The 21694-nt window shown below is 59.3% G+C and carries 24 protein-coding genes; 15 read left to right on the forward strand and 9 right to left on the reverse strand.

Annotated elements, in window-relative coordinates; all coding sequences use genetic code 11:
- The first annotated feature begins 97 nt into the window (after positions 1–97).
- From kduI to CFBP5499_RS24470, 8 genes are all read left to right on the forward strand, one after another.
- Positions 98–922, forward strand: a complete 825-nt coding sequence (kduI, locus tag CFBP5499_RS24435) for a 5-dehydro-4-deoxy-D-glucuronate isomerase (RefSeq protein ID WP_080827742.1) — start codon at positions 98–100, stop codon at positions 920–922.
- Positions 919–1662 (forward strand): 2-dehydro-3-deoxy-D-gluconate 5-dehydrogenase KduD, encoded by a 744-nt coding sequence (kduD, locus tag CFBP5499_RS24440; protein WP_080827741.1) that lies wholly within the window; start codon positions 919–921, stop codon positions 1660–1662. Before kduI ends, kduD begins: the two co-directional genes overlap by 4 nt.
- A gap of 113 nt (positions 1663–1775) precedes the next feature.
- Complete coding sequence (gene kdgD, locus CFBP5499_RS24445; protein WP_080827740.1) at positions 1776–2687, forward strand: 5-dehydro-4-deoxyglucarate dehydratase; 912 nt, start codon at positions 1776–1778, stop codon at positions 2685–2687.
- A 37-nt stretch (positions 2688–2724) separates the two neighbouring features.
- A complete protein-coding gene (locus CFBP5499_RS24450; RefSeq protein WP_080827739.1) occupies positions 2725–3861 on the forward strand; it encodes a D-galactarolactone cycloisomerase in 1137 nt (378 codons plus the stop codon).
- Positions 3858–4736, forward strand: a complete 879-nt coding sequence (locus CFBP5499_RS24455) for a D-galactarolactone isomerase (RefSeq protein ID WP_080827738.1) — start codon at positions 3858–3860, stop codon at positions 4734–4736. Before CFBP5499_RS24450 ends, CFBP5499_RS24455 begins: the two co-directional genes overlap by 4 nt.
- Before the next feature lie 143 nt (positions 4737–4879).
- Positions 4880–5857, forward strand: a complete 978-nt coding sequence (locus CFBP5499_RS24460; protein ID WP_080830091.1) for a TRAP transporter substrate-binding protein — start codon at positions 4880–4882, stop codon at positions 5855–5857.
- Between the two features lie 70 nt (positions 5858–5927).
- Entirely contained in the window at positions 5928–6449 is a 522-nt protein-coding gene (locus CFBP5499_RS24465) for a TRAP transporter small permease (RefSeq protein ID WP_080827737.1), read from the forward strand.
- Positions 6449–7729: a TRAP transporter large permease gene (locus tag CFBP5499_RS24470; protein ID WP_080827736.1), complete on the forward strand. Its 1281-nt coding sequence runs from the start codon at positions 6449–6451 to the stop codon at positions 7727–7729. Before CFBP5499_RS24465 ends, CFBP5499_RS24470 begins: the two co-directional genes overlap by 1 nt.
- Before the next feature lie 29 nt (positions 7730–7758).
- On the opposite strand, the gene CFBP5499_RS24475 is transcribed toward CFBP5499_RS24470, so the two are convergent.
- Positions 7759–8685 (reverse strand): AraC family transcriptional regulator, encoded by a 927-nt coding sequence (locus tag CFBP5499_RS24475; protein WP_080830090.1) that lies wholly within the window; start codon positions 8683–8685, stop codon positions 7759–7761.
- Positions 8686–8897: 212 nt separating this feature from the next.
- Between CFBP5499_RS24475 and CFBP5499_RS24480 the strand changes: the two genes are divergently transcribed.
- The 7 genes from CFBP5499_RS24480 to CFBP5499_RS24510 all read left to right on the forward strand — a co-directional run bounded on the left by CFBP5499_RS24480 (position 8898) and on the right by CFBP5499_RS24510 (position 17106).
- Entirely contained in the window at positions 8898–9779 is an 882-nt protein-coding gene (locus CFBP5499_RS24480) for a carbohydrate ABC transporter permease (RefSeq protein ID WP_080827735.1), read from the forward strand.
- Between the two features lie 4 nt (positions 9780–9783).
- Positions 9784–10668 carry a carbohydrate ABC transporter permease gene (locus CFBP5499_RS24485; RefSeq protein WP_080827734.1) on the forward strand — a complete coding sequence of 295 codons (885 nt, stop codon included), beginning with the start codon at positions 9784–9786 and terminating at the stop codon, positions 10666–10668.
- A 2-nt stretch (positions 10669–10670) separates the two neighbouring features.
- Positions 10671–11771 carry an ABC transporter ATP-binding protein gene (locus tag CFBP5499_RS24490; RefSeq protein ID WP_080827733.1) on the forward strand — a complete coding sequence of 367 codons (1101 nt, stop codon included), beginning with the start codon at positions 10671–10673 and terminating at the stop codon, positions 11769–11771.
- Between the two features lie 43 nt (positions 11772–11814).
- Entirely contained in the window at positions 11815–13083 is a 1269-nt protein-coding gene (locus tag CFBP5499_RS24495; RefSeq protein WP_080827732.1) for an ABC transporter substrate-binding protein, read from the forward strand.
- Positions 13084–13195: 112 nt separating this feature from the next.
- Positions 13196–14749, forward strand: coding sequence for a glycoside hydrolase family 28 protein (locus tag CFBP5499_RS24500; RefSeq protein WP_080827731.1), 1554 nt, complete (start codon positions 13196–13198; stop codon positions 14747–14749).
- Positions 14750–14757: 8 nt separating this feature from the next.
- Entirely contained in the window at positions 14758–15855 is a 1098-nt protein-coding gene (locus tag CFBP5499_RS24505) for a glycoside hydrolase family 88/105 protein (protein WP_080827730.1), read from the forward strand.
- A 153-nt stretch (positions 15856–16008) separates the two neighbouring features.
- Entirely contained in the window at positions 16009–17106 is a 1098-nt protein-coding gene (locus CFBP5499_RS24510) for an acyltransferase family protein (RefSeq protein WP_080827729.1), read from the forward strand.
- Between the two features lie 428 nt (positions 17107–17534).
- Here the strand turns inward: CFBP5499_RS24510 and CFBP5499_RS24515 are convergent, their stop codons facing one another.
- From CFBP5499_RS24515 to CFBP5499_RS24545, 8 genes are all read right to left on the reverse strand, one after another.
- Positions 17535–17822, reverse strand: coding sequence for a hypothetical protein (locus tag CFBP5499_RS24515; protein ID WP_080827728.1), 288 nt, complete (start codon positions 17820–17822; stop codon positions 17535–17537).
- A 553-nt stretch (positions 17823–18375) separates the two neighbouring features.
- Entirely contained in the window at positions 18376–18513 is a 138-nt protein-coding gene (locus CFBP5499_RS30170; RefSeq protein ID WP_173990225.1) for a hypothetical protein, read from the reverse strand.
- A gap of 46 nt (positions 18514–18559) precedes the next feature.
- Positions 18560–18775, reverse strand: coding sequence for a hypothetical protein (locus tag CFBP5499_RS24520; protein ID WP_080827727.1), 216 nt, complete (start codon positions 18773–18775; stop codon positions 18560–18562).
- Positions 18776–18810: 35 nt separating this feature from the next.
- On the reverse strand, positions 18811–19047 hold the full coding sequence (gene rpsU / locus CFBP5499_RS24525; protein WP_080827726.1) for a 30S ribosomal protein S21: 237 nt from the start codon (positions 19045–19047) through the stop codon (positions 18811–18813).
- A gap of 27 nt (positions 19048–19074) precedes the next feature.
- Entirely contained in the window at positions 19075–19365 is a 291-nt protein-coding gene (locus CFBP5499_RS24530; RefSeq protein WP_080830089.1) for a cold-shock protein, read from the reverse strand.
- A gap of 110 nt (positions 19366–19475) precedes the next feature.
- Complete coding sequence (locus CFBP5499_RS24535) at positions 19476–19685, reverse strand: cold-shock protein (protein ID WP_003508146.1); 210 nt, start codon at positions 19683–19685, stop codon at positions 19476–19478.
- A gap of 258 nt (positions 19686–19943) precedes the next feature.
- Positions 19944–20114: a hypothetical protein gene (locus CFBP5499_RS30175; RefSeq protein ID WP_175416883.1), complete on the reverse strand. Its 171-nt coding sequence runs from the start codon at positions 20112–20114 to the stop codon at positions 19944–19946.
- Positions 20115–20447: 333 nt separating this feature from the next.
- Complete coding sequence (locus CFBP5499_RS24545) at positions 20448–21683, reverse strand: Gfo/Idh/MocA family protein (protein ID WP_080827725.1); 1236 nt, start codon at positions 21681–21683, stop codon at positions 20448–20450.
- Positions 21684–21694: the final 11 nt, after the last annotated feature.

Below are 21694 nucleotides of genomic sequence, written 5' to 3' on the forward strand. Positions count from 1 at the left end.
AAAGCGTTGCCGCCTCTTGACCTTGTCATACAGATCGTACAAAAAGCGGATAACATATATTATGTGCCATACGCAACAATCATGAAGGATGAGTTTGATGTTGACCGTCGAAACCAGGCAGGCCGTGAACCCGGAATATGCAAAAACGCTGGATACCGAAGGGCTCCGCCGGCATTTCCTTGCGAACGACATGTTCCGGTCCGGTGAAGTCAGGCTGATCTACACCCATTACGATCGTTTCGTGATGGGTGGTGCGGTGCCCAATGGCGCGCCGCTGACGCTGGACAAGGTGGAAGAAACCAAAACGCCGTCCTTCCTCGACCGTCGCGAAATGGGCATCGTCAATATTGGTGAGACCGGCACTGTCAGCGCCGGCGGCGAGACCTACACACTCAATCGCGGCGACGTGCTTTATCTCGGCGCGGGCAGCGGTGCTGTTACCTTTGACGGGGCAGGCCGATTCTACATCACCTCCTGCCCGGCCCATCGCAGCCTGCCAGCCAAGCTCGTCACGCTTGCCAACAGCAAGGAAGTCAAGCTCGGCGCGACGGAAACCTCCAACAAGCGCACCATCAACCAGTTCATCCATCCACTGGTCATGGAAAGCTGCCAGCTGGTGCTGGGTTATACGATGCTGGAGGACGGCTCGGTCTGGAACACGATTCCCTCGCACATTCATGACCGCCGCATGGAGGCCTATCTCTATTTCGGCATGGATGAAAAGTCGCGTGTGCTGCATCTGATGGGCGAGCCGCAGGAAACCCGCCATCTGTTTATTTCGAATGAAGAGGGAGCGATTTCGCCGCCCTGGTCGATCCACTCCGGCGCGGGCATCGGCTCCTACACTTTTATCTGGGCCATGGCCGGCGACAATGTCGATTATACCGACATGGACTTCATCCAGCCGGGGGATCTGAAATGAGAAATCCCTTTTCGCTTGAAGGGCGCAAGGCGCTCGTCACGGGGGCGAATACGGGCCTTGGCCAGGCGATTGCGGTGGGTCTTGCCGCCGCCGGGGCTGAGGTGGTCTGCGCCGCGCGCCGCGCGCCGGATGAAACGCTGGATATCATCGCCAAGGAAGGCGGCAAAGCGAGTGCGCTGCTCATCGATTTTTCCGATCCGCTGGCGGCGAAGGACAGCTTTGCTGACGCCGGTTTCGATATTCTCGTCAACAATGCCGGTATCATCCGACGCGCCGATTCCGTCGAGTTTTCCGAACTTGACTGGGACGAGGTGATGGACGTCAATCTCAAGGCGCTGTTTTTCACCACGCAGGCCTTCGCCAAAGAGCTGCTGGCGAAAGGTCGCTCCGGCAAGGTGGTCAATATCGCCTCGCTGCTATCCTTCCAGGGCGGCATTCGTGTGCCGTCCTATACGGCGGCGAAACATGGCGTGGCCGGTCTCACCAAGCTTCTGGCCAATGAGTGGGCGGCGAAGGGCATCAATGTGAATGCCATAGCGCCCGGTTACATCGAAACCAACAATACCGAGGCGCTACGCGCCGATGCAGCCCGCAACAAGGCCATTCTGGAGCGCATTCCGGCCGGCCGCTGGGGGCATTCGGAAGATATCGCCGGGGCGGCAGTTTTCCTGTCATCTGCGGCTGCAGATTACGTGCATGGCGCCATTCTCAATGTCGATGGTGGCTGGCTGGCGCGGTGATCCGCGCCAGTTTTCAAAATTCATCATATAACTTGTATGATGACTTGTTGACAAATATACGGCAAGCGGTTTAGGTGGCTTTCAGTCAACGAACTTGCAGAGGAATTTCGCTCATGAACCCTGAACAAATCAAGACGGCGCTCGGCTCCGGTCTTTTGTCTTTCCCGGTCACCCATTTCGATTCCGAGGGCCGTTTTGCACCCGACAGCTACAGGGCGCATGTCGAATGGCTCGCCGGTTATAAAGCACCGGTGCTGTTTGCCGCCGGCGGCACGGGCGAATTCTTCTCGCTGAAGCCAGATGAAATCCCCACAATCGTCGCCGCCGCCAAGGAAGTGGCCGGCGAAACAGCCATCGTTTCCGGCTGCGGTTACGGCACCGAGATTGCCGTCGATATTGCCCGCTCCGTGGAAAAGGTCGGTGCTGACGGTATCCTGCTTCTGCCGCATTACCTCATCGATGCGCCGCAGGAAGGGCTTTACGCCCACATCAAAAAGGTGTGTCAGTCGGTCGGTATCGGCGTCATGGTTTATAACCGCGACAATTCCGTGCTGCAGGCCGATACGCTGGCGCGTCTTTGCGACGAGTGCCCGAACCTTGTCGGCTTCAAGGACGGTACCGGCGATATCGGCCTCGTTCGCCAGATCACCGCCAAGATGGGCGACCGCCTGATGTATCTCGGCGGCATGCCGACGGCGGAACTATTTGCCGAAGCCTATCTCGGCGCCGGTTTCACCACCTATTCCTCTGCTGTCTTCAACTTCGTGCCGGGTCTTGCCAATGAGTTCTACGCGGCGCTGCGTGCCGGCGAGCGCGCCACCTGCGAGCGCATCCTGACGGAGTTCTTCTATCCGTTCATGGCGATCCGCAACCGCGCCAAGGGTTACGCCGTCTCCGCCGTCAAGGCCGGCGTTCGACTGCAGGGCTTTGATGCCGGTCCGGTGCGCGCACCGCTGAAGGACCTGACGAATGAGGAAATCGGCATGCTCGAAGCCCTGATCGGCACGCACAAGCGCAAAGCCTGATTAGGGGGCCTGATCACGGCATAACGGGAGGGGAGCCATGAAAATAACGGCGGTGCGCACGCATCTGCTCGAACACCGGCTGGACACGCCGTTTGAAAGCGCATCCATGCGCTTTGATCGTCGCGCCCATGTTCTGGTGGAGATCGAATGCGATGACGGAACGGTCGGCTGGGGCGAATGCCTCGGCCCGGCAAGACCGAACGCCGCCGTGGTTCAGGCTTACGCCGGTTGGCTCATCGGCCAGGACCCGCGCCAGACCGAAAAAATCTGGGCCGTGCTTTATAATGCCCTGCGCGATCAGGGCCAGCGCGGCCTCAGCCTCACGGCCTTGTCCGGCATCGATATCGCGCTCTGGGATATCAAGGGCAAACATTACGGCGCTTCCGTCTCGATGCTGCTTGGCGGGCGCTGGCGCGAAAGCGTGCGCGCCTATGCCACCGGCAGCTTCAAGCGTGACAAGGTGGACCGCGTCTCCGACAATGCCTCGGAGATGGCGGAGCGGCGGGCGGAAGGTTTTCACGCCTGCAAGATCAAGATCGGCTTCGGCATCGAAGAAGACCTCCGGGTCATCGCTGCCGTGCGTGACGCGATCGGGCCGGATATGCGGCTGATGATCGACGCCAATCACGGTTATACCGTTACCGAAGCCATCATGCTCGGCAATCGCGCAGCCGAATTCGGTATCGACTGGTTTGAGGAGCCGGTGGTTCCCGAACAGCTGGATGCCTATGCCCGGGTGCGGGCCGGCCAGCCGATCCCGATTGCGGGTGGCGAGACCTGGCATGGACGTTACGGCATGTGGCAGGCGCTTTCCGCCGGTGCCGTGGATATTCTCCAGCCCGATCTCTGCGGCTGCGGCGGTTTTTCCGAAACCCAGAAGATCGCCGCGCTCGCGACACTGCACGGCGTGCGCATCGTGCCGCATGTCTGGGGCACCGGCGTGCAGATTGCCGCAGCACTACAATTCATGGCGGCGATGACGCCCGATCCGGTGCGGGTCAATCCCATCGAGCCGATCATGGAATTTGACCGCACCCATAATCCGTTCCGCCAGGCCGTGTTGCGTGAGCCTCTCGAGGCCGTGAACGGCATTGTCGCCATTCCCGATGGTCCCGGTCTCGGCATCGAGATCAACCGCGATGCATTGAGTGAATTCAGGATGCCAGACCCGTGAGCGAACTCGTCAGAAAACTGAGCGGCACAGCGCCGAACCCTACTTTCCCAAAAGGAGCGGTCGATACGCAGATGCACATGTATCTGCCCCACTATCCCGCCTTGCCGGGCGGTCCCGGCCTGCCGCCGGGCGCCCTGCCGGGGCCGGAGGATTATCGTCGCCTCATGCAATGGCTCGGCATAGGCAGGGTCATCATCACGCAGGGCAACGCCCAACAGCGCGACAATGGCAACACGCTCGCCTGCGTTGCCGAGATGGGCGAGGTGGCCCGCGCCGTGGTCATCATCGATGCGACCACGACCGAAAAGGACATGGAAAAGCTCATCGCCGCCGGTGCGGTCGGTGCGCGCATCATGGATCTGCCGGGCGGTGCGGTGAACCTTTCCGAGCTGGAAGCGGTGGATGAGCGGGCACATGCGGCCGACTGGATGGTGGCGGTGCAGTTCGATGGCAACGGTCTTCTCGACCATCTGCCGCGCCTTCAGAAAATCCGCTCGCGCTGGGTGTTCGATCATCACGGCAAGTTCTTCAAGGGCATCAAGACGGATGGGCCGGAAATGGCGGCGCTTCTAAAGCTTATCGATCGTGGCAATCTCTGGTTCAAATTCGCCGGCGTTTATGAAAGCTCCCGCGAAAGCTGGCCCTATGAGGATGTCGCCGCCTTTTCGCGGGTGATCGCCGCACACGCGCCGGAGCGCATCGTCTGGGGCACCAACTGGCCGCATAATTCGGTGCGCGAAACGGCCGCCTATCCCGACGATGCCCGCCTTGCGGAACTGACGCTCGGCTGGTTGCCGGATGAGGCGGCGCGCGATCGGGCGCTGGTCGAAAACCCGGAAGCGTTGTTCAAGTTGTCGCCAGTCAAGGCGGCCTAGTTTTATTCGGGATGGTTGGGGAAGGGAGGCCTCATCATCTTGTTCAAGTGAAAGGACTTTGCATGCCGGCCCGGATGGGCGTGAAAAAATCGGTCCGATAGCCTTGGAGGGGCTGGGCCGTTTCAACAATGGAGGAGGAAAGCATGAAAAAGATTGCAAGCATGATGTGCGTCGCGATGGGGATCGCGCTGTCAGGCGCGTCCGCCAGCGCGCAGGAAATCACCCTGCGCTCTGCAGACATCCACCCGGACGGTTATCCGACGGTTGAAGCCGTGAAATATATGGGCGAGCTTCTGTCGGAGCGCTCCAATGGCCGCATCAAGGTGCAGGTCATGAACAATTCTGTTCTCGGCGGTGAAAAAGACACCATCGAGCAGACCCGCTTCGGCGTCATCGACATGAACCGCGTCAACGCAGCACCTTTCAACAATCTGGTGAAGGAAACCACCGTTCTCGGGCTGCCTTTCCTGTTCCGTTCGACGGAGCACATGCATAACACCGTCGACGGCCCGATTGGCGATGAGGTTCTGGCGGCTTTTGAACCGCACGGCCTCATCGGTCTTGCCTTTTACGATTCCGGCGCGCGTTCCTTCTACACCACCAAGAAGCCTATCGAAAAACTGGCGGACCTGAAGGGTCTCAAAATCCGCGTGCAGCAGTCGGATCTGTGGATTTCGATGATGCAGGCCTTCGGCGCCAACCCGACGCCGATGCCGATGGGCGAGGTCTATTCTTCGCTTGAAACCGGGGTCGTCGATGGCGCAGAAAATAACTGGCCGTCCTACGAATCCGCCCGCCACTATGAAGTCGCGAAGAATTATTCGCTGACGGAACATTCGCTGAACCCGGAAATCCTCGTCATTTCCAAGATCTCCTATGACAAGCTGTCGCCGGAAGACCAGAAGCTGCTGCGCCAGGCGGCAAAGGACTCCGTCGGCAAGATGCGCGAACTCTGGAGTGCCCGCGAAAAGGCGTCGGAAGAAAAGGTCCACGCCGGCGGCTCCAACGTCATCAAGGTCAACAAGGAGGAATTCGCTGCGGCGATGGGTCCGGTCTACGACAAGTTCGTCACCGATCCGAAGATGAAAGACCTTCTGGAACGGGTGAAAGCGGTCAAGTAACGCGCGGAAAACCGGCCTTGGAAACAGGGCCGGTTTTCTTTTGTCGCCGTTGACGCGGGAGGAACAGACAATGCGAAATTTCATGCGGGCAATCCGCCCTTTTCTCGGCGCGCTCAGCCACGCGTCGCTTTATATTGCCGGTATCGGCATGATCGCCATGACGCTTATCGTCGGCTGGCAGGTCTTTGCCCGTTATATCCTCAATGATTCACCCAGCTGGTCGGAGCCGCTGTCGCTGCACCTCATGTCGTGGTTCATCATGCTGGGGGCCGCAGTCGGCGTGCGCGAGAGCGTGCATCTCGGGCTCGATATTCTGCGCTACATGATGCCGCCCCGTGTGCAGAAGGGCATGGACCTCACTAGCCTCGCGCTCATTTTCTTCTTCGGCGCCGGCATGGCCTGGTATGGCACGTCGCTTTCCATGGGCACCTGGACGGCGACCATTCCAGTTCTCGGCTGGCCGGGCGGAACGGATTTCTTCCCGCTGATCGGTGGCGGTTTCCTCATCGCGCTGTTTGCCGCCGAACGTTTCGTCGATCTTGCCATTGGTGAGGACATAGCGGCAGACGTGATCGTGCAGGAGGCCGCATAATGGCTTACACCATTCTCTTCGGTGTCTTCACCCTGTTGATGCTGATCGGCACGCCGATCGCCTTTTGCCTCGGCATCGCCTCCTTCGCCACGGTTCTTTATCTCGGCCTGCCGCCCATCGTGGTGTTCCAGCAGATGAATTCCGGCATGAATGTCTTTGCGATGATGGCGATCCCGTTCTTCATCTTCGCAGGGGACCTGATGGTGCGCGGCGGCATCGCCCATCGCCTCATCCGGTTTGCCGCCGGTCTCGTCGGGCACCTGCGTGGCGGCCTCGGCCAGGTCAATATCGTCGCCTCGACGCTGTTCGGCGGCATTTCCGGCTCGGCCGTCGCCGATGCGTCGGCCGTCGGCGGCTTGATGATCCCGCAAATGGCCAAGCGCGGTTATGACAGGGACTATGCCGTCAACGTCACCGTCAATGCCGCCATCATCGCGCTGATGATCCCGCCCTCGCATAACATGATCCTCTATTCGATCGCGGCGGGCGGCAATGTCTCGGTGGCCGATCTTTTCACCGCCGGCATCATTCCGGGCCTGCTGCTGGCTGCCGCCCTGATGGTCACGGCCTATATCGTCGCCCGGCGCAAGGGTTATCCGTCAGAGCCGTTCCCGGGTTTCTCCAAGCTGATGTATTATCTGCTGGCCTCGTTCCCCGGCATTCTCCTGATCGGCATCATCTTCGGCGGTGTGCGTTCGGGCGTCTTCACGGCCACGGAAAGTTCCTGCATTGCCGTGCTTTATGCCTTCCTCGTCGCCATGCTGGTCTATCGCGAGCTGAACTGGGACGGTTTCGTGGAAGCCGTGATGGGGGCCGTCCGTACCACGGCCATGGTTCTGCTCGTCATCGGCACGGCGGCGTCCTTCGGCTGGCTGATGGCCTTCCTGCAGGTGCAGACGCTGATGATTGCCGCAATCAGCGCAATTTCGGATAACCCGATCATCGTGCTGCTCGTCATCAACGTCATCCTGCTGCTGCTCGGCACCTTCATGGATATGGCGCCGATGGTCATCATCTCCACGCCGGTGCTTCTGCCTGTCGTGAAGGCCTTCGGCATTGATCCCGTACATTTCGGCGTGGTGATGATCCTGAATGCCGGCATCGGCCTCAACACGCCGCCGGTGGGGACGGTGCTCTTTGTCGGCTGCGCGGTCGGCGGCATATCGATACGGGAAGCGATGCGGACGATCTGGCCGTTCTTCGGAGCCAGCATCGCCGTGCTGCTGGCCGTTACCTATATTCCGTCGCTGTCCCTGTGGTTGCCGTCGCTGTTCCGGTAATCCCAGCGTTTCCAAACGAGGAGGCCCCGCTATGCCGGGGCCTTTTCCGTCTCAGTGGCAAGCAGCCTCTGCTGTTCGTGTTCGTCAAAGGCCATGAGATTGCCGTGCCGGCTGCGGCGTATCCGGTTCATATGGTCGCGCGGACTTAAGCCCAGCGTTCGTTTGAACATGCGCGAAAAATAATAGGGGTCGCCATAACCCACTTCGGCGGCCGCGGCCGAGACCGAAAGCCCCGCCTCGAGAAAATGCATGGCGCGTTCCATGCGCTTGAACTCCTGATATTTCCGAGGCGTCCGACCGACCCGCTTCTGGAATTCGCGCAGGAAATAATCGCGATTATAGGGTGCGGCCTCCGTTGCCCTGCCGGCAATGTCGGGGTCGAGCGGATTGGCCGAAATCATGGTGATCGCCTTCATCACGGCGAGGTCGAGGCCTTCCGTGCCCTCCGGCTGGAAACTCGGTCGGTCCACCCATCCGAGGAAGGCATCGTCAATGAAGGCGATCAGCAGCACCATGAAGAGATGGTGCTGGCCGAGTGTGACGGAGGAGGGCGGGGCGGTCTGCCGGTAGTGGCGAACGAGTGGTTCCAGCAGCGGCCAACGGCTCAGCCTCACCTTTGGCTTCAAATCCATCTGCGCGATCAGGTTGTGGCGGCCGTAAATATCGAGCGAGAAATGCTGCGCCACGCCGCGATAGGTCACGGCCTGCTCGTTCCAGCCGACAAAGCGCTGCCCCCTGAAAATCAGCATGGCGTCACCCGGCTCCAGCACCCGCGCTTCGCCATCCACCAGGTAATGCCCGCGTCCTTCCAGACAGATGATGAGATCGTCCACTTGATTGGATTTGTCGATCTGCCAGGTACGGGAATGCTCCATCTTGATCGTCGCGCGCGTCAGGTTGAGGTTGAGCGCCGCGGGCGGAATGGAGGATAGAATGCCGCCTTCGATTTCGTCCATCTTTTTCCTCATCTTTGTTAATTCACCTTGGCGCGGAAATTTGGTTTTGTCATCGAACAAATTGCTTTTACGCGCCGTATCAATGAGGGAGGAGATCGGTCGCGGCGATAGAACGCGCTTTCGCGCGTCCGCCGCCGGCCGTTCCAGGAGAATCACTTGTACGAAATTGTATTCTGTCATTCGCGTCCCATCGGGGTGCGGGGAGGAGCATCGTGAAATCTCAGCGCTTCCTGGGGCTGGGATATCTGACGCCCTATATCATCGGGCTGCTGGTCTTCACCGCGATACCGTTTCTCGGCTCGCTCTATCTCAGCTTCACCCGTTACGACCTGATGAGCGATCCCAGCTGGACTGGACTGGCCAATTACGAGCGGCTCTTCACCCGCGACCGTACCTTCATGAAATCGCTGAACGTCACCCTGTTCTACGTGTTTCTGACGGTGCCGCTGAAGCTCGCATTCGCGCTCTTCATCGCGGCGATACTCAATTACAAGCTGCAATTCATCAATTTCTTCCGCACCGCCTTTTATGTGCCATCCATCCTTGGAGGCTCGATCGCGATTGCGGTTCTGTGGCGTTATATTTTCGCAAGCGAGGGGCTCGCCAATATGGCGCTGGCGGCAATCGGCCTTTCGCCCGTGGACTGGTTCGGTGATCCCGGCAATGCGCTTTTCACCATCACGCTGCTGCGCTGCTGGCAGTTCGGTTCGGCCATGGTAATCTTCCTCGCCGCGCTGCAATCCATCGACAAGTCGCTCTATGAAGCGGCCGCCATCGATGGCGCGGGCAAAGTGAAGACCTTCTTCTTCATCACGCTGCCGCTTCTGACGCCGGTGATCTTCTTCAACCTCATCATGCAGATGGTGCAGGCGTTTCAGGAGTTTAACGGCCCTTACATCATCACCCAGGGCGGGCCGCTCAAGTCCACCTACCTCTTGCCTCTCTACATCTATGACGAGGCCTTCAAGAAGTTCAACATGGGCTATGCCTCTGCCATTGCCTGGGTGCTTTTCACCATCATTACCGTGCTGACCCTCGTGGCCTTCTGGTCCTCGAAGAAGTGGGTCTTTTACGCCGGCGACAAGCGGAACTGATGCCATGACCGATATCGCAACCCTAAACGAGATGCAGGCGGCCCGCCGGGCAAGGCTCAGGCTGCTCTCCACCTCTGTGCGCTACGTGCTTCTCTTCGCGGTCGGCCTCGTCATGCTGTACCCGCTGATCTGGCTGGTGGGCGCAAGCTTCAAGACCAATTCGGAAATCTTCTCCGGTGCGGGTTTCATCCCCGACAACCCGACGCTGGACGGCTATATCCGCGGCTGGCAAACCTCGACGCCCTACACATTCGGCCGGTTCTTCTGGAATTCGTTCCTGATTATTCTGCCGAAGGTCATAGGCACCGCGATTTCCTGCACCATGGCGGCCTATGCTTTTGCCCGCTTCGATTTTCCGCTGAAGAAAATCCTGTTCGGCTCGGTCATAGCAATTCTGCTGCTGCCGAATGTCGTCACCCGCATTCCGCAGTATATCCTGTTCCGCGATCTCGGCTGGCTCGATAGTTTCCTGCCGCTCTGGGTGCCATCGGCACTCGCGGGCGATGCCTTCTTCGTCTTCATGCTGGTGCAGTTCCTGCGCTCGCTGCCATCGGACATGGAAGAGGCGGCGCGGGTGGACGGCGCCAACAGCCTGCAGACGCTGGTTTATATCGTCGTGCCGATGCTGGCGCCGGCGCTGATCTCGGTCTGCCTGTTCCAGTTCATGTGGACGATGAACGATTTCCTCGGACCGCTGATCTACCTGTCCTCGGTCGATAAATATCCGGTGAGCCTGGCGCTCAAACTCTCCATCGACACCACCGAAGCCTTTGAATGGAACCGCATCCTGGCGATGTCGGTGCTGACGATCGCGCCTGCGCTGATCGTGTTCTTCGCGGCGCAACGGTATTTCATTGAAGGGATCTCGTCTGGCGGGGTCAAAGGCTGAAAATGGCAAGCGTTCAACTTAAAAATCTCGAAAAAGTCTATGGCGGCAGCTTCAAGGCGGTACACGGCATCGACCTCGAAATCGAGGATGGTGAGTTCATGGTGTTCGTCGGCCCTTCCGGCTGCGCCAAATCCACGACGCTGCGTATGGTGGCGGGGCTGGAGGAAATCACCGGCGGCGAAATCCTGATCGGCGACCAGCGTGTCAACGACCTGCCGCCAGGCAAGCGCTCCATTGCCATGGTGTTCCAGAACTATGCGCTTTATCCGCATATGAAGGTGCGCGGCAATCTGGCCTTCGGCTTGAAGATCGCCGGTGTCGCCAAGCCCGAGATCGCAAAGGCAATCGACAACGTCGCCCGCATTCTGGAAATCGAGCCGCTGCTGGATCGTCTGCCGAAGCAGCTTTCCGGCGGGCAGGCGCAACGCGTGGCGCTGGGCCGCGCCCTCATCAAGAAACCGGGCGTGTTCCTGTTCGATGAGCCGCTTTCCAATCTCGATGCCAAGCTGCGTGCTTCGATGCGGGTGCGCATTACCGATCTGCATCGCCAGCTGAAAGCGGAAGGCCTGTCCTCGACGGTTATTTATGTCACCCATGACCAGACGGAGGCCATGACCATGGGCGACCGTATCTGCGTCATGCAGGCGGGGCGCATCATGCAGGTCGCGACGCCGAAGGAGCTTTATAACCGCCCCGCCAATCTGTTCGTGGCCGGTTTCATCGGCATGCCGGAAATGAACCTGGTGGATGTGGCGATCGACGGTGCGGAATTCGTCATCGGCGGGCAGCGTCTGCCCATCGGCGAGCATCTTGAAAGGCGTCTTTCGGCAAAACCGGCGGATGCCGTCATCGGCATCCGCCCGCAGCATCTTTCGCTGGCGGGGGAAGCTGATGGTCCGGCGCTGGAGGCGAAACTCACCAATGCAGAATTCATGGGGCACGAGGTCTATCTGCACGCCGATCTTGGCGGGCAGAAGCTGGTGAGCGTGGTGGGGGCGGCCGAATTCGAGGCGCTCGGGCGCGACGGCATCCTGCGGCTGAAGCCGGACCCGGAGAAGCTGCATATTTTCGACAAGGCCGATGGCCGCAACGTCTCACTGTGAGGAGGGGACGGGCGTGCCTGATTTTTCGAGGAGGAGAAGAACAATGAAGATGATGACCAGAATGATGGCGATGCTCGCCGGTGCCGCTTATGTGGCGATGGCAACCGCGCCGGCGGCGGGTGCTGCGGAACTGCGCATGTCGTGGTGGGGCGGCGAAAGCCGCCATGTCGCCACCCAGAAGGCGATTGCCGCCTGCGGCGAGAAATATGGCCACACGGTCAAGGGCGAGTTCACCGGTTTCGACGGTTATCTCGAAAAGCTCACCACGCAGATGGCGGGCAAGACGGAGGCCGATATCGTTCAGGTCAACTGGCCGTGGCTGCCGCTGTTTTCCAAGAACGGCGAGGGTTTTGCCGATCTGCGCCAGCTGAAACCGCTCGATCTGTCGCAATGGGCCAAGAGCGATCTGGAGGCGGGCTCGATGAACGGCGTGTTGCAGGGGCTATCCCTCTCCACCACTGGCCGTGTCTTTTTCTTCAACGCCACTACCTTCGAAAAGGCAGGTGTCGAAATCCCGAAGACATGGGATGAGTTCTTCGCGGCAACGAAGACCATCAAGGAAAAGCTCGGCAAGGACCATTATACCTTCAACGCCGTGAAGGAGACCGCCCAGCTGCTTGCAACGCTGGCCGTCGTGCAGAAGACCGGCAAGGATCTGGTCGATCCCAAGACGAACCGCGTCGCCTGGACACCGGCGGAGCTGGCTGAAGGCATCTCGTTTGTCGGCAAGCTCGTCGAAACCGGCTCCATCCGCTCCCAGAAAGAGGAAGCGGCTGATGGAAACGTCAATCTCTATGAAAAACCGTCATGGTCCGAAGGCCGCATTGCCGGCTCCTACGAATGGGATTCGACCTATTCGAAATATGCCGATCCCCTGAAGGAGGGGCAGGTTTTGAAACCCGTGCCGATGCTGAAGCTTGCCGGAGCGGTGACCGAAGGCGTCTATCGCAAACCTTCCATGGTGTTTTCGATCTCGAAAAACTCGAAGAATCCGGAAGCGGCCGCGCAAATCCTGAACTGCCTGCTGAACGAACCCGAGGGCATTGATGCACTCGGCACCTCCCGCGGCCTGCCAGCCTCCAAGGCTGCGGCGGAGCGTCTGGGCAACAAGGGTGAACCGGAAGTGCGTGTCGCCAACGCCATCGTCATGGCGGCATCGGGACCGGTGGTTTCGCCTTTTAACGAACATCCGGAAATCCGTTCGGCCTTCATCGATACGCTGGAAGAATATGCCTATGGCCAACTGACGGCAGAAGAGGCGGCCGAGCAGATCGTCGATTCCACCAATGACGTTCTGGCCAAGTTCGATTGAAGCAGAAGGTCCCGCCGCGCAACTGCGGCGGGCCGTTTATCCGGTTGCCGGGTGATAGGCTACATGTCCGGCAGGAGATTGACCGGACATGCGTGAAAGAAGAGAAGAGAGCATGAACGAACCCCTTATCATCGCGCTTTCGGCGCGAACGGCGGCGCTTTGCCTTGCTGCGCCGGGTGCGCGCTATCACCTGCCGTCCAAAACGGCATGGCGACTGTCCTCGCCGGATGGCGACAGGCAGCACGGCGAAACCACGACCGTGGTGACGCTGCTGCATGATCTGCGCCCGGATACGCGCTATGTCTTCGAAGCCGAGGGGTCCGGCAGTCTAGAATTCAGGACCGTTGCCTGTGCCGGGCTTGTCGAAGCCACAGCGTTTTCCCTGCGGTCGGATATTGCGCTTGACGATGAAGAGGGCGCACACGCCAATGCGCGGGCGCTCGAGAACGCCGTCGCTGCCGTGCCTGTCGGCGGCACCCTGCGTCTTGGTCCCGGTATCTGGACGGCGTTTCCGGTGCGGCTGAAAAGCGACATGACGCTGCACCTTGCGGAGGGTGCCGTGCTGCGCGCGCCCTCCATCCGCAACGGCTGGCCGATCCTTCCCGCTCGCGATGAGGCCGGACGAATGCTCGGCAGCTGGGAGGGATTGCCGGATGCCTGTTTCGCCGCGCCGGTTTATGCGGTCGGGGCGGATAATCTCGTGATCGAGGGCAGGGGCATCCTGGATGGTTCCGGCGACAAGGGCGACTGGTGGAGCTGGCCGAAGGAAACCCGTGATGGCGCGCGCCGGCCGCGCGGCCTGCATCTCGTGTCCTGCCGCAAAACACAGCTTCTGGGTTTCACGATCCGCAATGCTGCATCATGGACGATCCACCCGCAGGGCTGCGACGATCTGGCGGCCGCCGGTCTCACCATCATCGCCCCCCATGACAGCCCCAATACCGATGGTTTCAACCCGGAAAGCTGCCGTTACGTGATGATATCAGGCGTGCGCTTTTCCGTGGGTGATGATTGCATCGCGGTGAAGGCGGGAAAACGCGGGCCGAATGGCGAGCAAGACCATCTGGCGGAGACGCGCGGCGTCAGCGTGCGCCATTGCCTGATGCAGCGCGGCCATGGCGGGCTGGTCATCGGCTCGGAAATGTCCGGCGGGGTCCATGATGTGACGGTGGAGGACTGCGATATGATCGGCACGGATCGCGGCCTGCGCCTCAAGACGCGGCGCGGTCGCGGCGGTACGGTCAGCAACATCGCCATGCGCCGGGTGTTGCTGGACGGTGTGCAGACCGCACTTTCAGCCAATGCTCACTACCATTGTGACGCCGATGGGCATGATGACTGGGTGCAGTCGCGAAACCCGGCATTGGCCAATGGTGGCACGCCGTTTATCGATGGCATCACCGTGGAAGACGTCGAAATCCGCAATCTCGCCCATGCGGCGGGCGCCTTCCTCGGTCTGCCGGAGGCTCCCATCCGCAACATCCTTCTCCGCAACCTCACCATCGTCTCGCATGACCCTTCGGCCGTCGCGACGCCGCCGATCATGGCCGACCGCGTGCGCCCCATGCGCCACGAGGCGATTGTTTTCGAGCAGGCGGATGTCGTCTGCGATGATCCGGCGCTTCTGAGTGACGCCTCTGTTTCCATTTCGTCAGATTTCGATTGAGAAAATCCATGAAAGCCACTGAATATTTTGATCAATTCTCTATTCGATACGAGTACTACAAGAGCGGGAGCTGGTGTTACGAGGATGGCTGTATCTATCGCGGTCTGCAGCAGCTGTTCGAGGCGACAGGCGAGGCCCGCTGGAACGACCATTTGCACCGTCTGGCCGATACCCAGATCGCCGCGGACGGAACGCTCGCCGGTTATGATCCGCAGGAATATAATATCGACCATATTCTTGCCGGGCGTATTCTCTTTCCCCTGTCGGCGGAAACGGGCGATGAACGTTATCTGGCAGCTGCAGGGCATCTGGCAGGCCAGCTCCAGAGCCATCCGCGCACCAATGCCGGCAATTATTGGCACAAGAAGCGTTATCCGCATCAGGTCTGGCTCGATGGCCTCTATATGGGGCTGCCATTCCAGATCGAATATGGGCAGGCGATGGGCCGCCCCGAGCTGATCGAGGACGCGCTACGGCAGTTTTCAGCGGCGCTTGCACTGACGGCGGATGCCGGTGGTCTTTACGTTCATGGTTATGATGAGAGCCGCAGCCAACGCTGGGCCAATCCCGCGACCGGCAAATCGCCAGCCGTCTGGGCGCGGGCGGTGGGCTGGCTTGCCATGGCGCTGGTGGATGCGCTGGTCATCTTGCCGGACGACGGTGCGACGGCCGAGCTTCGCGAGAGGACGCGACGTCTTCTGGCTGATATCATCGCACGGCAAACGCAGGCCGGTCTCTGGATGCAGGTGCTCGACAATCCGGGCCTTGCCGGCAATTACGCGGAAACATCCGCCTCCGCCATGTTCGCTTATGCCCTGCTGCGTGCGGTGCGGCTCGGGCTCTTGCAGGGCGAGGAGGCAGCGAACGCCCTTTTAGCTGGTCGCCAAGCGCTTGCCGCACTTCTGGAGACACGCCTTGAGCCGGAAGAGCAGGGTGTTGTCCGACTGACCGGCATCGTGCATGTCGCCGGGCTCGGCGGTTTCGATGGCAATTATCGCGATGGAACGCCGGACTATTATCTGACGGAGCCGGTCGTATCCGACGATGCGAAGGGTGTCGGGCCGCTGATGATGGCCTATGCGGAAAGCCTGCTTCTGGCTCGCTGAAGCCGAATGTTTGCCGAATCCGGTGATATATGGGCGGCGCGGATAAAATCCGGGTTGCGCTGACCGGTTTGTGACTGGAAGAAATGAACCGCGGCGGGATAAACCTCGTTTTTGCGATATAACCGGAATCCAGTGTCACCGAGCCCCAATGCCATGATTCAGTCACCCCCGGAACGCTTCATCCTGCTTGACGGCATAAGGGGTGTGGCTGCGCTTTTTATCGTTCACCGCCATGCGGAGCAGTTTTTCGGTCGAGATCCGGCCTCGAGCTATCTCGCCGTTGACCTGTTTTTTGCGCTCAGCGGCTTCGTGCTGGCCCATGCCTATGGCAAGAAGCTGTATGAGGGGGCAATCACTCCGGGCTTTTTCATGAAGGCGCGCTTTGCCCGTCTTTATCCGCTCTATGTGCTGGCGCTGGCGTTGATGGCTGCTTATTTCGTCTGCCTCTATGTGCTGGGCCTGCCGACGCCGATCGATGATCTGCATCGCCGCATCTATCCCGGCGAGCTGGCTTTTGCCCTCGTCACAGGGCTGCTTTTCCTGCCGGCACCCTTCACGCTGACCCTGAACGGCGCGCTGTTTCTGGTCAGCCCTGCATGGTCGCTGTTCAACGAACTGGTAGTGAATGCGTTTTATGCCCGCTGGGGTGTACGGGCGACGATGAAGCAGACTGTTTTGGTGCTTGCTGTCAGCGCCATCGTGCTGATGGTGGCGGCGGCGGAATTCGGCAAGCTGCATGCCGGTTTCCGCTGGCAGGAAATGTATGCCGGCATGGGCCGGGTGTTTTTCTCATTCTTTGCCGGCGTGCTGATCTACCGTTTCCGCAATCGCGTGCCGGCATTGAAGCCCGTACAGGCCACCCTTTGCCTGCTGCTGGTCTGCTTGGTCCTCGCGGTGCCCATGTCACGGGAGTTGCGGCCATTTTTCGATCTCGTTGTTGTGCTGCTCGTCTGGCCATTGCTGCTGTTCGTGGCCAGCAAGACCCTGCCGGGTCCGAAAGTGGGTGCGGTGTCGGTGTTTCTCGGCACGGCATCCTACGCGGTCTATGTGCTGCATATTCCGCTTCTGGCCTGGACGGAGTTTCTGGTGCCGGCGGCCACGCGGGAAACCATCGCCCTGCCGGCCGGCATTGTTTTCCTTGTTGCCGTAACCTGCCTGTCATGGTGGCTGACGGTCTATTACGACCAGCCCGTTCAGAAATGGCTGAAAAGCCGCCTGAGAAAACACGCGGAAATCCGCCAGCCGGTCTAGTCCAGCGGGCGGGCCGCAGATTTCAAATATGGGCGAAAATCGGAGCCGTCAGCACGAAGGCTGCGACGAGGCTGATGATCGTCAGTTTTGCCGCTCGCATGCGCCGCATTCTGCGGCCGCTCCAGTCATACGTCATACTAACCCTCCACGCAGACGCAACGCCGGTATGGAAATCGTTCGGGCTCAGCGCAGACCGGTCATGGTCTTGCGCAACTCAGCCGGAAGCATAGTCCATTCCCAAGCACCCCCGGCACGCCTAATCGCGCGCGGGACGCCCAATTTCAGTGTTGCCTGATATACGGCTTTTGCCAAGCCGCTATTTTCATCGGTGATTTTGACGGCTCAATCGCGGGTTGGCCGCGAGTTGCCGGCACTCAGGGCATTTCCAGCAAAAATGCGCTCGGTTTTGCGTCCGGAAATGCTCTAAATCACCGGTAAAGGGGCGGCAGGCCCTGGATGGCGTAACGCGGCAGCGGTTTCCATGGTTTGACGCGTTCATATTTGTGAACGCCGAACAGAAACAGCATTTCCTCCGAAATATCGGCGGGGTCGGTCAAGCCATCCTGAAAAAGCTCGATCACCTTGCGGGCTGCATTGTTGTAGAGAACGACTTCGTCATCCATGGTGTGGCGATCATAGCCGAGGCCTTGCAGCACGGACTGGAGCATTTTGAGGTCCTGCGACGTGATGATGCAATTTTCATAAGCGGAAGACATGATGTCCTCCTTTCTTGTGAGTTCACAAAAGCCGGAGCGTCGGGCAGGCGATGCCCTGACGCTTCAACGCTTCGAAACACGGGCGCGCCAGGGAAACCTTTCCCGGCCCTTGCCGTCATGTAATGTCATGTAAATGCCGGGTAGTTCCTGCCGGTCGATGAAAAGGGGCAGAACAGGGGCTGGGGGACGGCATACAGGCCTGACGGCGGCAACGCCCTTTAATTACCGATAAAGCAGAGTGCGCCCGTTGGGTGGAATAGGCAAGGGAATTCGGAAAGCGGTGCAGGCTGCGGAATATCTGAAATGGCGCCGCTACAGGCAACAAAAAAGGCCGGGGCAATATTGCACCGACCTTCCTCATATCGCTCTCAACACCAGTGCCAGTACATCCGTGGTCAAAAGTCTAAGGCGACTAAAACAACTGCGAACGACGATTTCATCCGCGCTCACCAGCAGTTGCCATGAGATTATTTAGTGGGGCAATGTGGCCAAAACAAGTCCGGCATCCATAAAGATACTTTTATTGTCGCAACTTGTCGGCCAATGCTGCACCCTATTTCTTTTTGCCGTCCGCTGTCGTGGCGTTCGCGAACTTCACCTGCGAACCGGCTGGCGTCGCTGCAGGTGCTTTCGTCTTGTCCTTCTTCGGCTTGCGGACTTCCTTGTTGCTGCGCAATTGACCCTTTGCCATGACGTCGTCCTCCTGTGTTGACCGGATGGTGGTAAAAAACCGCCCGCTATTTCCCGCCGGATCGTTTCTTCGCGGGCACAGGTTCGGAAGCAACAACAGTCGCTTCCTGTGCTTCGCGAAGCTGGCGAAGGCGTTCCGTCTTGCGGGCGCGCTGGTCGGCTTCGGCGTTGATGATCTGCTTTGCCGCGCTATCAGTCAATGACGCCTTGTCCTGCGCGGATAGTTTGCCGGGCTTGAAAAAAGCTTCTTTTGTAGCGGCCATGGCAGTCTCCTTCACGGAAGAACGGTATCGAACGATTACCGGGTACGGGCGGCCTTTTTGGGCGCAGGCAGCAGGCCTTCGCGCTGCATCTTCTTCTTCTCCAGCTTGCGGTGGCGGCGTACGGCTTCGGCCTGTTCGCGGACACGCTTTTCTGAAGGCTTTTCATAGGATTCCCGCGCGCGCATTTCGCGGAAGATACCTTCACGCTGCATTCTCTTTTTCAGGACGCGAAGGGCTTGTTCTACATTGTTGTCGCGGACGAGTACTTGCAAAAGCTTCTCCTTAGGCAGCCAGGGCTGCTATTTTCTGATTTTGATGGAATTCAGGTTGATCCAGCTCGATCCCGCCTCACGTACCACGGGGCCTTCGCTCGCGCGTGGTGCCGAGGTTGCAGATGCGGGCGCATCTATTTCATCGACCGCAACGCTGCGTTCGAAATTTTCATGCTGGAAACGCACCCTGAGGCGAACGACTCCCTGTCCTTCGGGCATGACCGATATAACCCGGGCGGGTCCTTTGGGCTGACTGTTACCCAGAACACCAGGTTTTAGAAAAACCGTGTCGCCGCACTGGTAGGATTTTTTGCGCATGAGGACCTCCATGGCCCAAAAACAAAAGGCCGGGCTTTAACCCGACCTCTCACAGTCATTTGCACCTGCAGCCAGTACATCCGTGGTCTGCGGGGCCAAAATGACGAATATCAAGCTGCCTGAAGGTTATCAGCAGAGCTTTTTCCGGACCGGCGGTCCTGAACGATCTCGTAGCTGATCTTCTGGCCGTCGTTCAGCGAACGCATGCCAGCGCGCTCAACAGCAGAAATGTGAACGAAAACGTCCGTGCCGCCGTTGTCAGGCTGAATGAAGCCGAAGCCCTTGGTGGCGTTAAACCACTTAACAGTACCAGTGTTCATAACGATCTCCTTTTTAGAATCGTTGTGGTTCCCGCGATACCTTGCGGGATTAGATCGATTTTTGAGAGGAAATCCGACGGGGAACACTAGGTTCCGGTAACGACGTCACAAGCAATGGTCGATGAGATGAATATAGGCACAATTTTCGATTTTGCAATGACCGGGTCCGGAAAATTGGGTTTGCGCTCGATTTGATCATCTAAGTTACTGTTTTCCTACAGAAATAATTGCCTGACGATACTCCCGGGCGGCTGGTTGTCAGCCCGCGCCAGGGGTCACGTCCGGGCTTTTCTCATCCGGCAGGGTGCCTGCGCCCGGCGTCTTTTCATGGTCGGTCAATGAGGGTTTGGCGTGCGGACCGGCGGCCGGAATGTCGCTTGCCTTCGATGGCGTCTTGTCGGCGGTTTTCGGTTTTTGCTGCTGCGTCATGCGCGTTCTCCTTTGGCAGGAAAACGCCGGGAAGGGGGCGAAGTTCCGCAACCGTGCAAGCTGCGGACCGACAATGAGCCGTCAGCGGCGGGATCGCGGCTTTTTCTCTTCGCGGTTCATATCGCGTCCGACCCATTTGAAAAACAGGAAGAGGCTGACGCCGATGACGATGAGCGGAACGAAGGATTCAAAACTGGACATGATTCACTCTTTCTTCCCCCGGCGATCATTTTACCGGCATGGAAGAAGCGCGTAATCTGCGGAATATCGTCTGTTCTTTTTGGCAATTGCCGCCCTTGGCCCGTGGCTTGACACCCCATGGGCCAGAATCGGTCACAGCGGCAGCGATTTTATCGGCTGGGAGCCGCCCTCGCGGGCACTTCTCAGCGCCGCCACGCCACAGAGGACAGACATGGCGCCGGCGCGTGATCCTGCCCGTTGCCTCAGCCGGTCGTTGGAGCCGGGCTTGAAGATCATGTCGCGCATGCGGTTATCACCACCATAGTGGCCGCCCGGCTCATGCGGCACCCATATGCGTTCGACGCCGCCACCGAAGCTTTTCACCAGCAGGATTTCATCGGCCGGCGGCTCCGTCCACGGCTGCTTTTCGTATTGCCGCATCTCGATGCGGCCCTTGTGGCCGTTAAAGGCGATGTGATGGCCTTCGATTGGCATATAGGTGTTCAGCGAATAGGAAACCTGCACGCCGCTGGCGTAGCGGATCGAGGCACTCATCGTATCGGGAATGTCGATCTCCTCACGGAAGACGCAGGCGTCACGCATATAGCCATCGATGCTTGACGGGTCTTCATAGAGTGCATCAAGGAAGGGATCGGCGCCGAGATCCATGAAATAATCGCACTCACCCTGGTGCGGACAGGTGCGACAGCGCGTTCCGCGGAAGGGGCCGTTCCTGCCATAATGCAGCAATTGCCCGAAGCCCTTCACTTCCACCGGGTCGGAATCGAGATACCAGTTCAGAAGATCGAAATGGTGCGTGGCCTTGTGCACGAACAGGCTGCCGGAATGTTCGGTGAAGGCGTGCCAGCGGCGAAAGTAGTCCGCGCCGTGCTGATTATCGAGATACCAGTGGAAGTCGACCGAGGTAACCGTGCCGATGGCGCCGTCGTCGATCAGTTCTTTGATCCGCGCGGCGGTGGGCGAGAAACGGTAATTGAAGGACACATCGACACGGCGGCCGCTTTTGGCTTCCGCCGCGCGAATGCGGTCGATCTTTTCGGGGGTGGTGGTCATGGGTTTTTCACTGATGACATCGGCCCCGCCTTCCAGCGCGCGGATAATGATGTCGTCATGGGTATCGTCAGGGGTGCAGACGATCACCAGTTCGGGCCGCTGCTCCACCATCATCCGCTCGAAATCATCGTAAAGCGGCGCGCTTGATCCCATCATGGCGCGGGCGCGTTCGGCGCGCATCAGGTTCAGGTCGCAAATGCCGACCAGTTCGACATAATCGCTCCAGCCGGCCAAAAGTTCGCGGCCCCACATGGTGGTGCCGCGATTGCCGGTGCCGACCAGCGCATAACGTTTGCGTTTCAGCCTTTCAGGCATTGTCACTCTCC

Origin of the sequence: Agrobacterium tumefaciens, assembly GCF_005221325.1 — a bacterium.
Lineage (GTDB): Bacteria > Pseudomonadota > Alphaproteobacteria > Rhizobiales > Rhizobiaceae > Agrobacterium.

Excerpts from the sequence above, each read along its gene's own strand:
- kduI (WP_080827742.1), top strand. The coding sequence starts at position 98 with ATGTTGACCGTCGAAACCAGGCAGGCCGTGAACCCGGAATATGCAAAA.
- kduD (WP_080827741.1), top strand. The coding sequence starts at position 919 with ATGAGAAATCCCTTTTCGCTTGAAGGGCGCAAGGCGCTCGTCACGGGG.
- kdgD (WP_080827740.1), top strand. The coding sequence starts at position 1,776 with ATGAACCCTGAACAAATCAAGACGGCGCTCGGCTCCGGTCTTTTGTCT.
- CFBP5499_RS24450 (WP_080827739.1), top strand. The coding sequence starts at position 2,725 with ATGAAAATAACGGCGGTGCGCACGCATCTGCTCGAACACCGGCTGGAC.
- CFBP5499_RS24460 (WP_080830091.1), top strand. The coding sequence starts at position 4,880 with ATGAAAAAGATTGCAAGCATGATGTGCGTCGCGATGGGGATCGCGCTG.
- CFBP5499_RS24465 (WP_080827737.1), top strand. The coding sequence starts at position 5,928 with ATGCGAAATTTCATGCGGGCAATCCGCCCTTTTCTCGGCGCGCTCAGC.
- CFBP5499_RS24470 (WP_080827736.1), top strand. The coding sequence starts at position 6,449 with ATGGCTTACACCATTCTCTTCGGTGTCTTCACCCTGTTGATGCTGATC.
- CFBP5499_RS24475 (WP_080830090.1), bottom strand. The coding sequence starts at position 8,685 with ATGGACGAAATCGAAGGCGGCATTCTATCCTCCATTCCGCCCGCGGCG.
- CFBP5499_RS24485 (WP_080827734.1), top strand. The coding sequence starts at position 9,784 with ATGACCGATATCGCAACCCTAAACGAGATGCAGGCGGCCCGCCGGGCA.
- CFBP5499_RS24490 (WP_080827733.1), top strand. The coding sequence starts at position 10,671 with ATGGCAAGCGTTCAACTTAAAAATCTCGAAAAAGTCTATGGCGGCAGC.
- CFBP5499_RS24495 (WP_080827732.1), top strand. The coding sequence starts at position 11,815 with ATGAAGATGATGACCAGAATGATGGCGATGCTCGCCGGTGCCGCTTAT.
- CFBP5499_RS24500 (WP_080827731.1), top strand. The coding sequence starts at position 13,196 with ATGAACGAACCCCTTATCATCGCGCTTTCGGCGCGAACGGCGGCGCTT.
- CFBP5499_RS24505 (WP_080827730.1), top strand. The coding sequence starts at position 14,758 with ATGAAAGCCACTGAATATTTTGATCAATTCTCTATTCGATACGAGTAC.
- CFBP5499_RS24510 (WP_080827729.1), top strand. The coding sequence starts at position 16,009 with ATGATTCAGTCACCCCCGGAACGCTTCATCCTGCTTGACGGCATAAGG.
- CFBP5499_RS24515 (WP_080827728.1), bottom strand. The coding sequence starts at position 17,822 with ATGTCTTCCGCTTATGAAAATTGCATCATCACGTCGCAGGACCTCAAA.
- CFBP5499_RS30170 (WP_173990225.1), bottom strand. The coding sequence starts at position 18,513 with ATGGCAAAGGGTCAATTGCGCAGCAACAAGGAAGTCCGCAAGCCGAAG.
- CFBP5499_RS24520 (WP_080827727.1), bottom strand. The coding sequence starts at position 18,775 with ATGGCCGCTACAAAAGAAGCTTTTTTCAAGCCCGGCAAACTATCCGCG.
- CFBP5499_RS24530 (WP_080830089.1), bottom strand. The coding sequence starts at position 19,365 with ATGCGCAAAAAATCCTACCAGTGCGGCGACACGGTTTTTCTAAAACCT.
- CFBP5499_RS24535 (WP_003508146.1), bottom strand. The coding sequence starts at position 19,685 with ATGAACACTGGTACTGTTAAGTGGTTTAACGCCACCAAGGGCTTCGGC.
- CFBP5499_RS30175 (WP_175416883.1), bottom strand. The coding sequence starts at position 20,114 with ATGACGCAGCAGCAAAAACCGAAAACCGCCGACAAGACGCCATCGAAG.
- CFBP5499_RS24545 (WP_080827725.1), bottom strand. The coding sequence starts at position 21,683 with ATGCCTGAAAGGCTGAAACGCAAACGTTATGCGCTGGTCGGCACCGGC.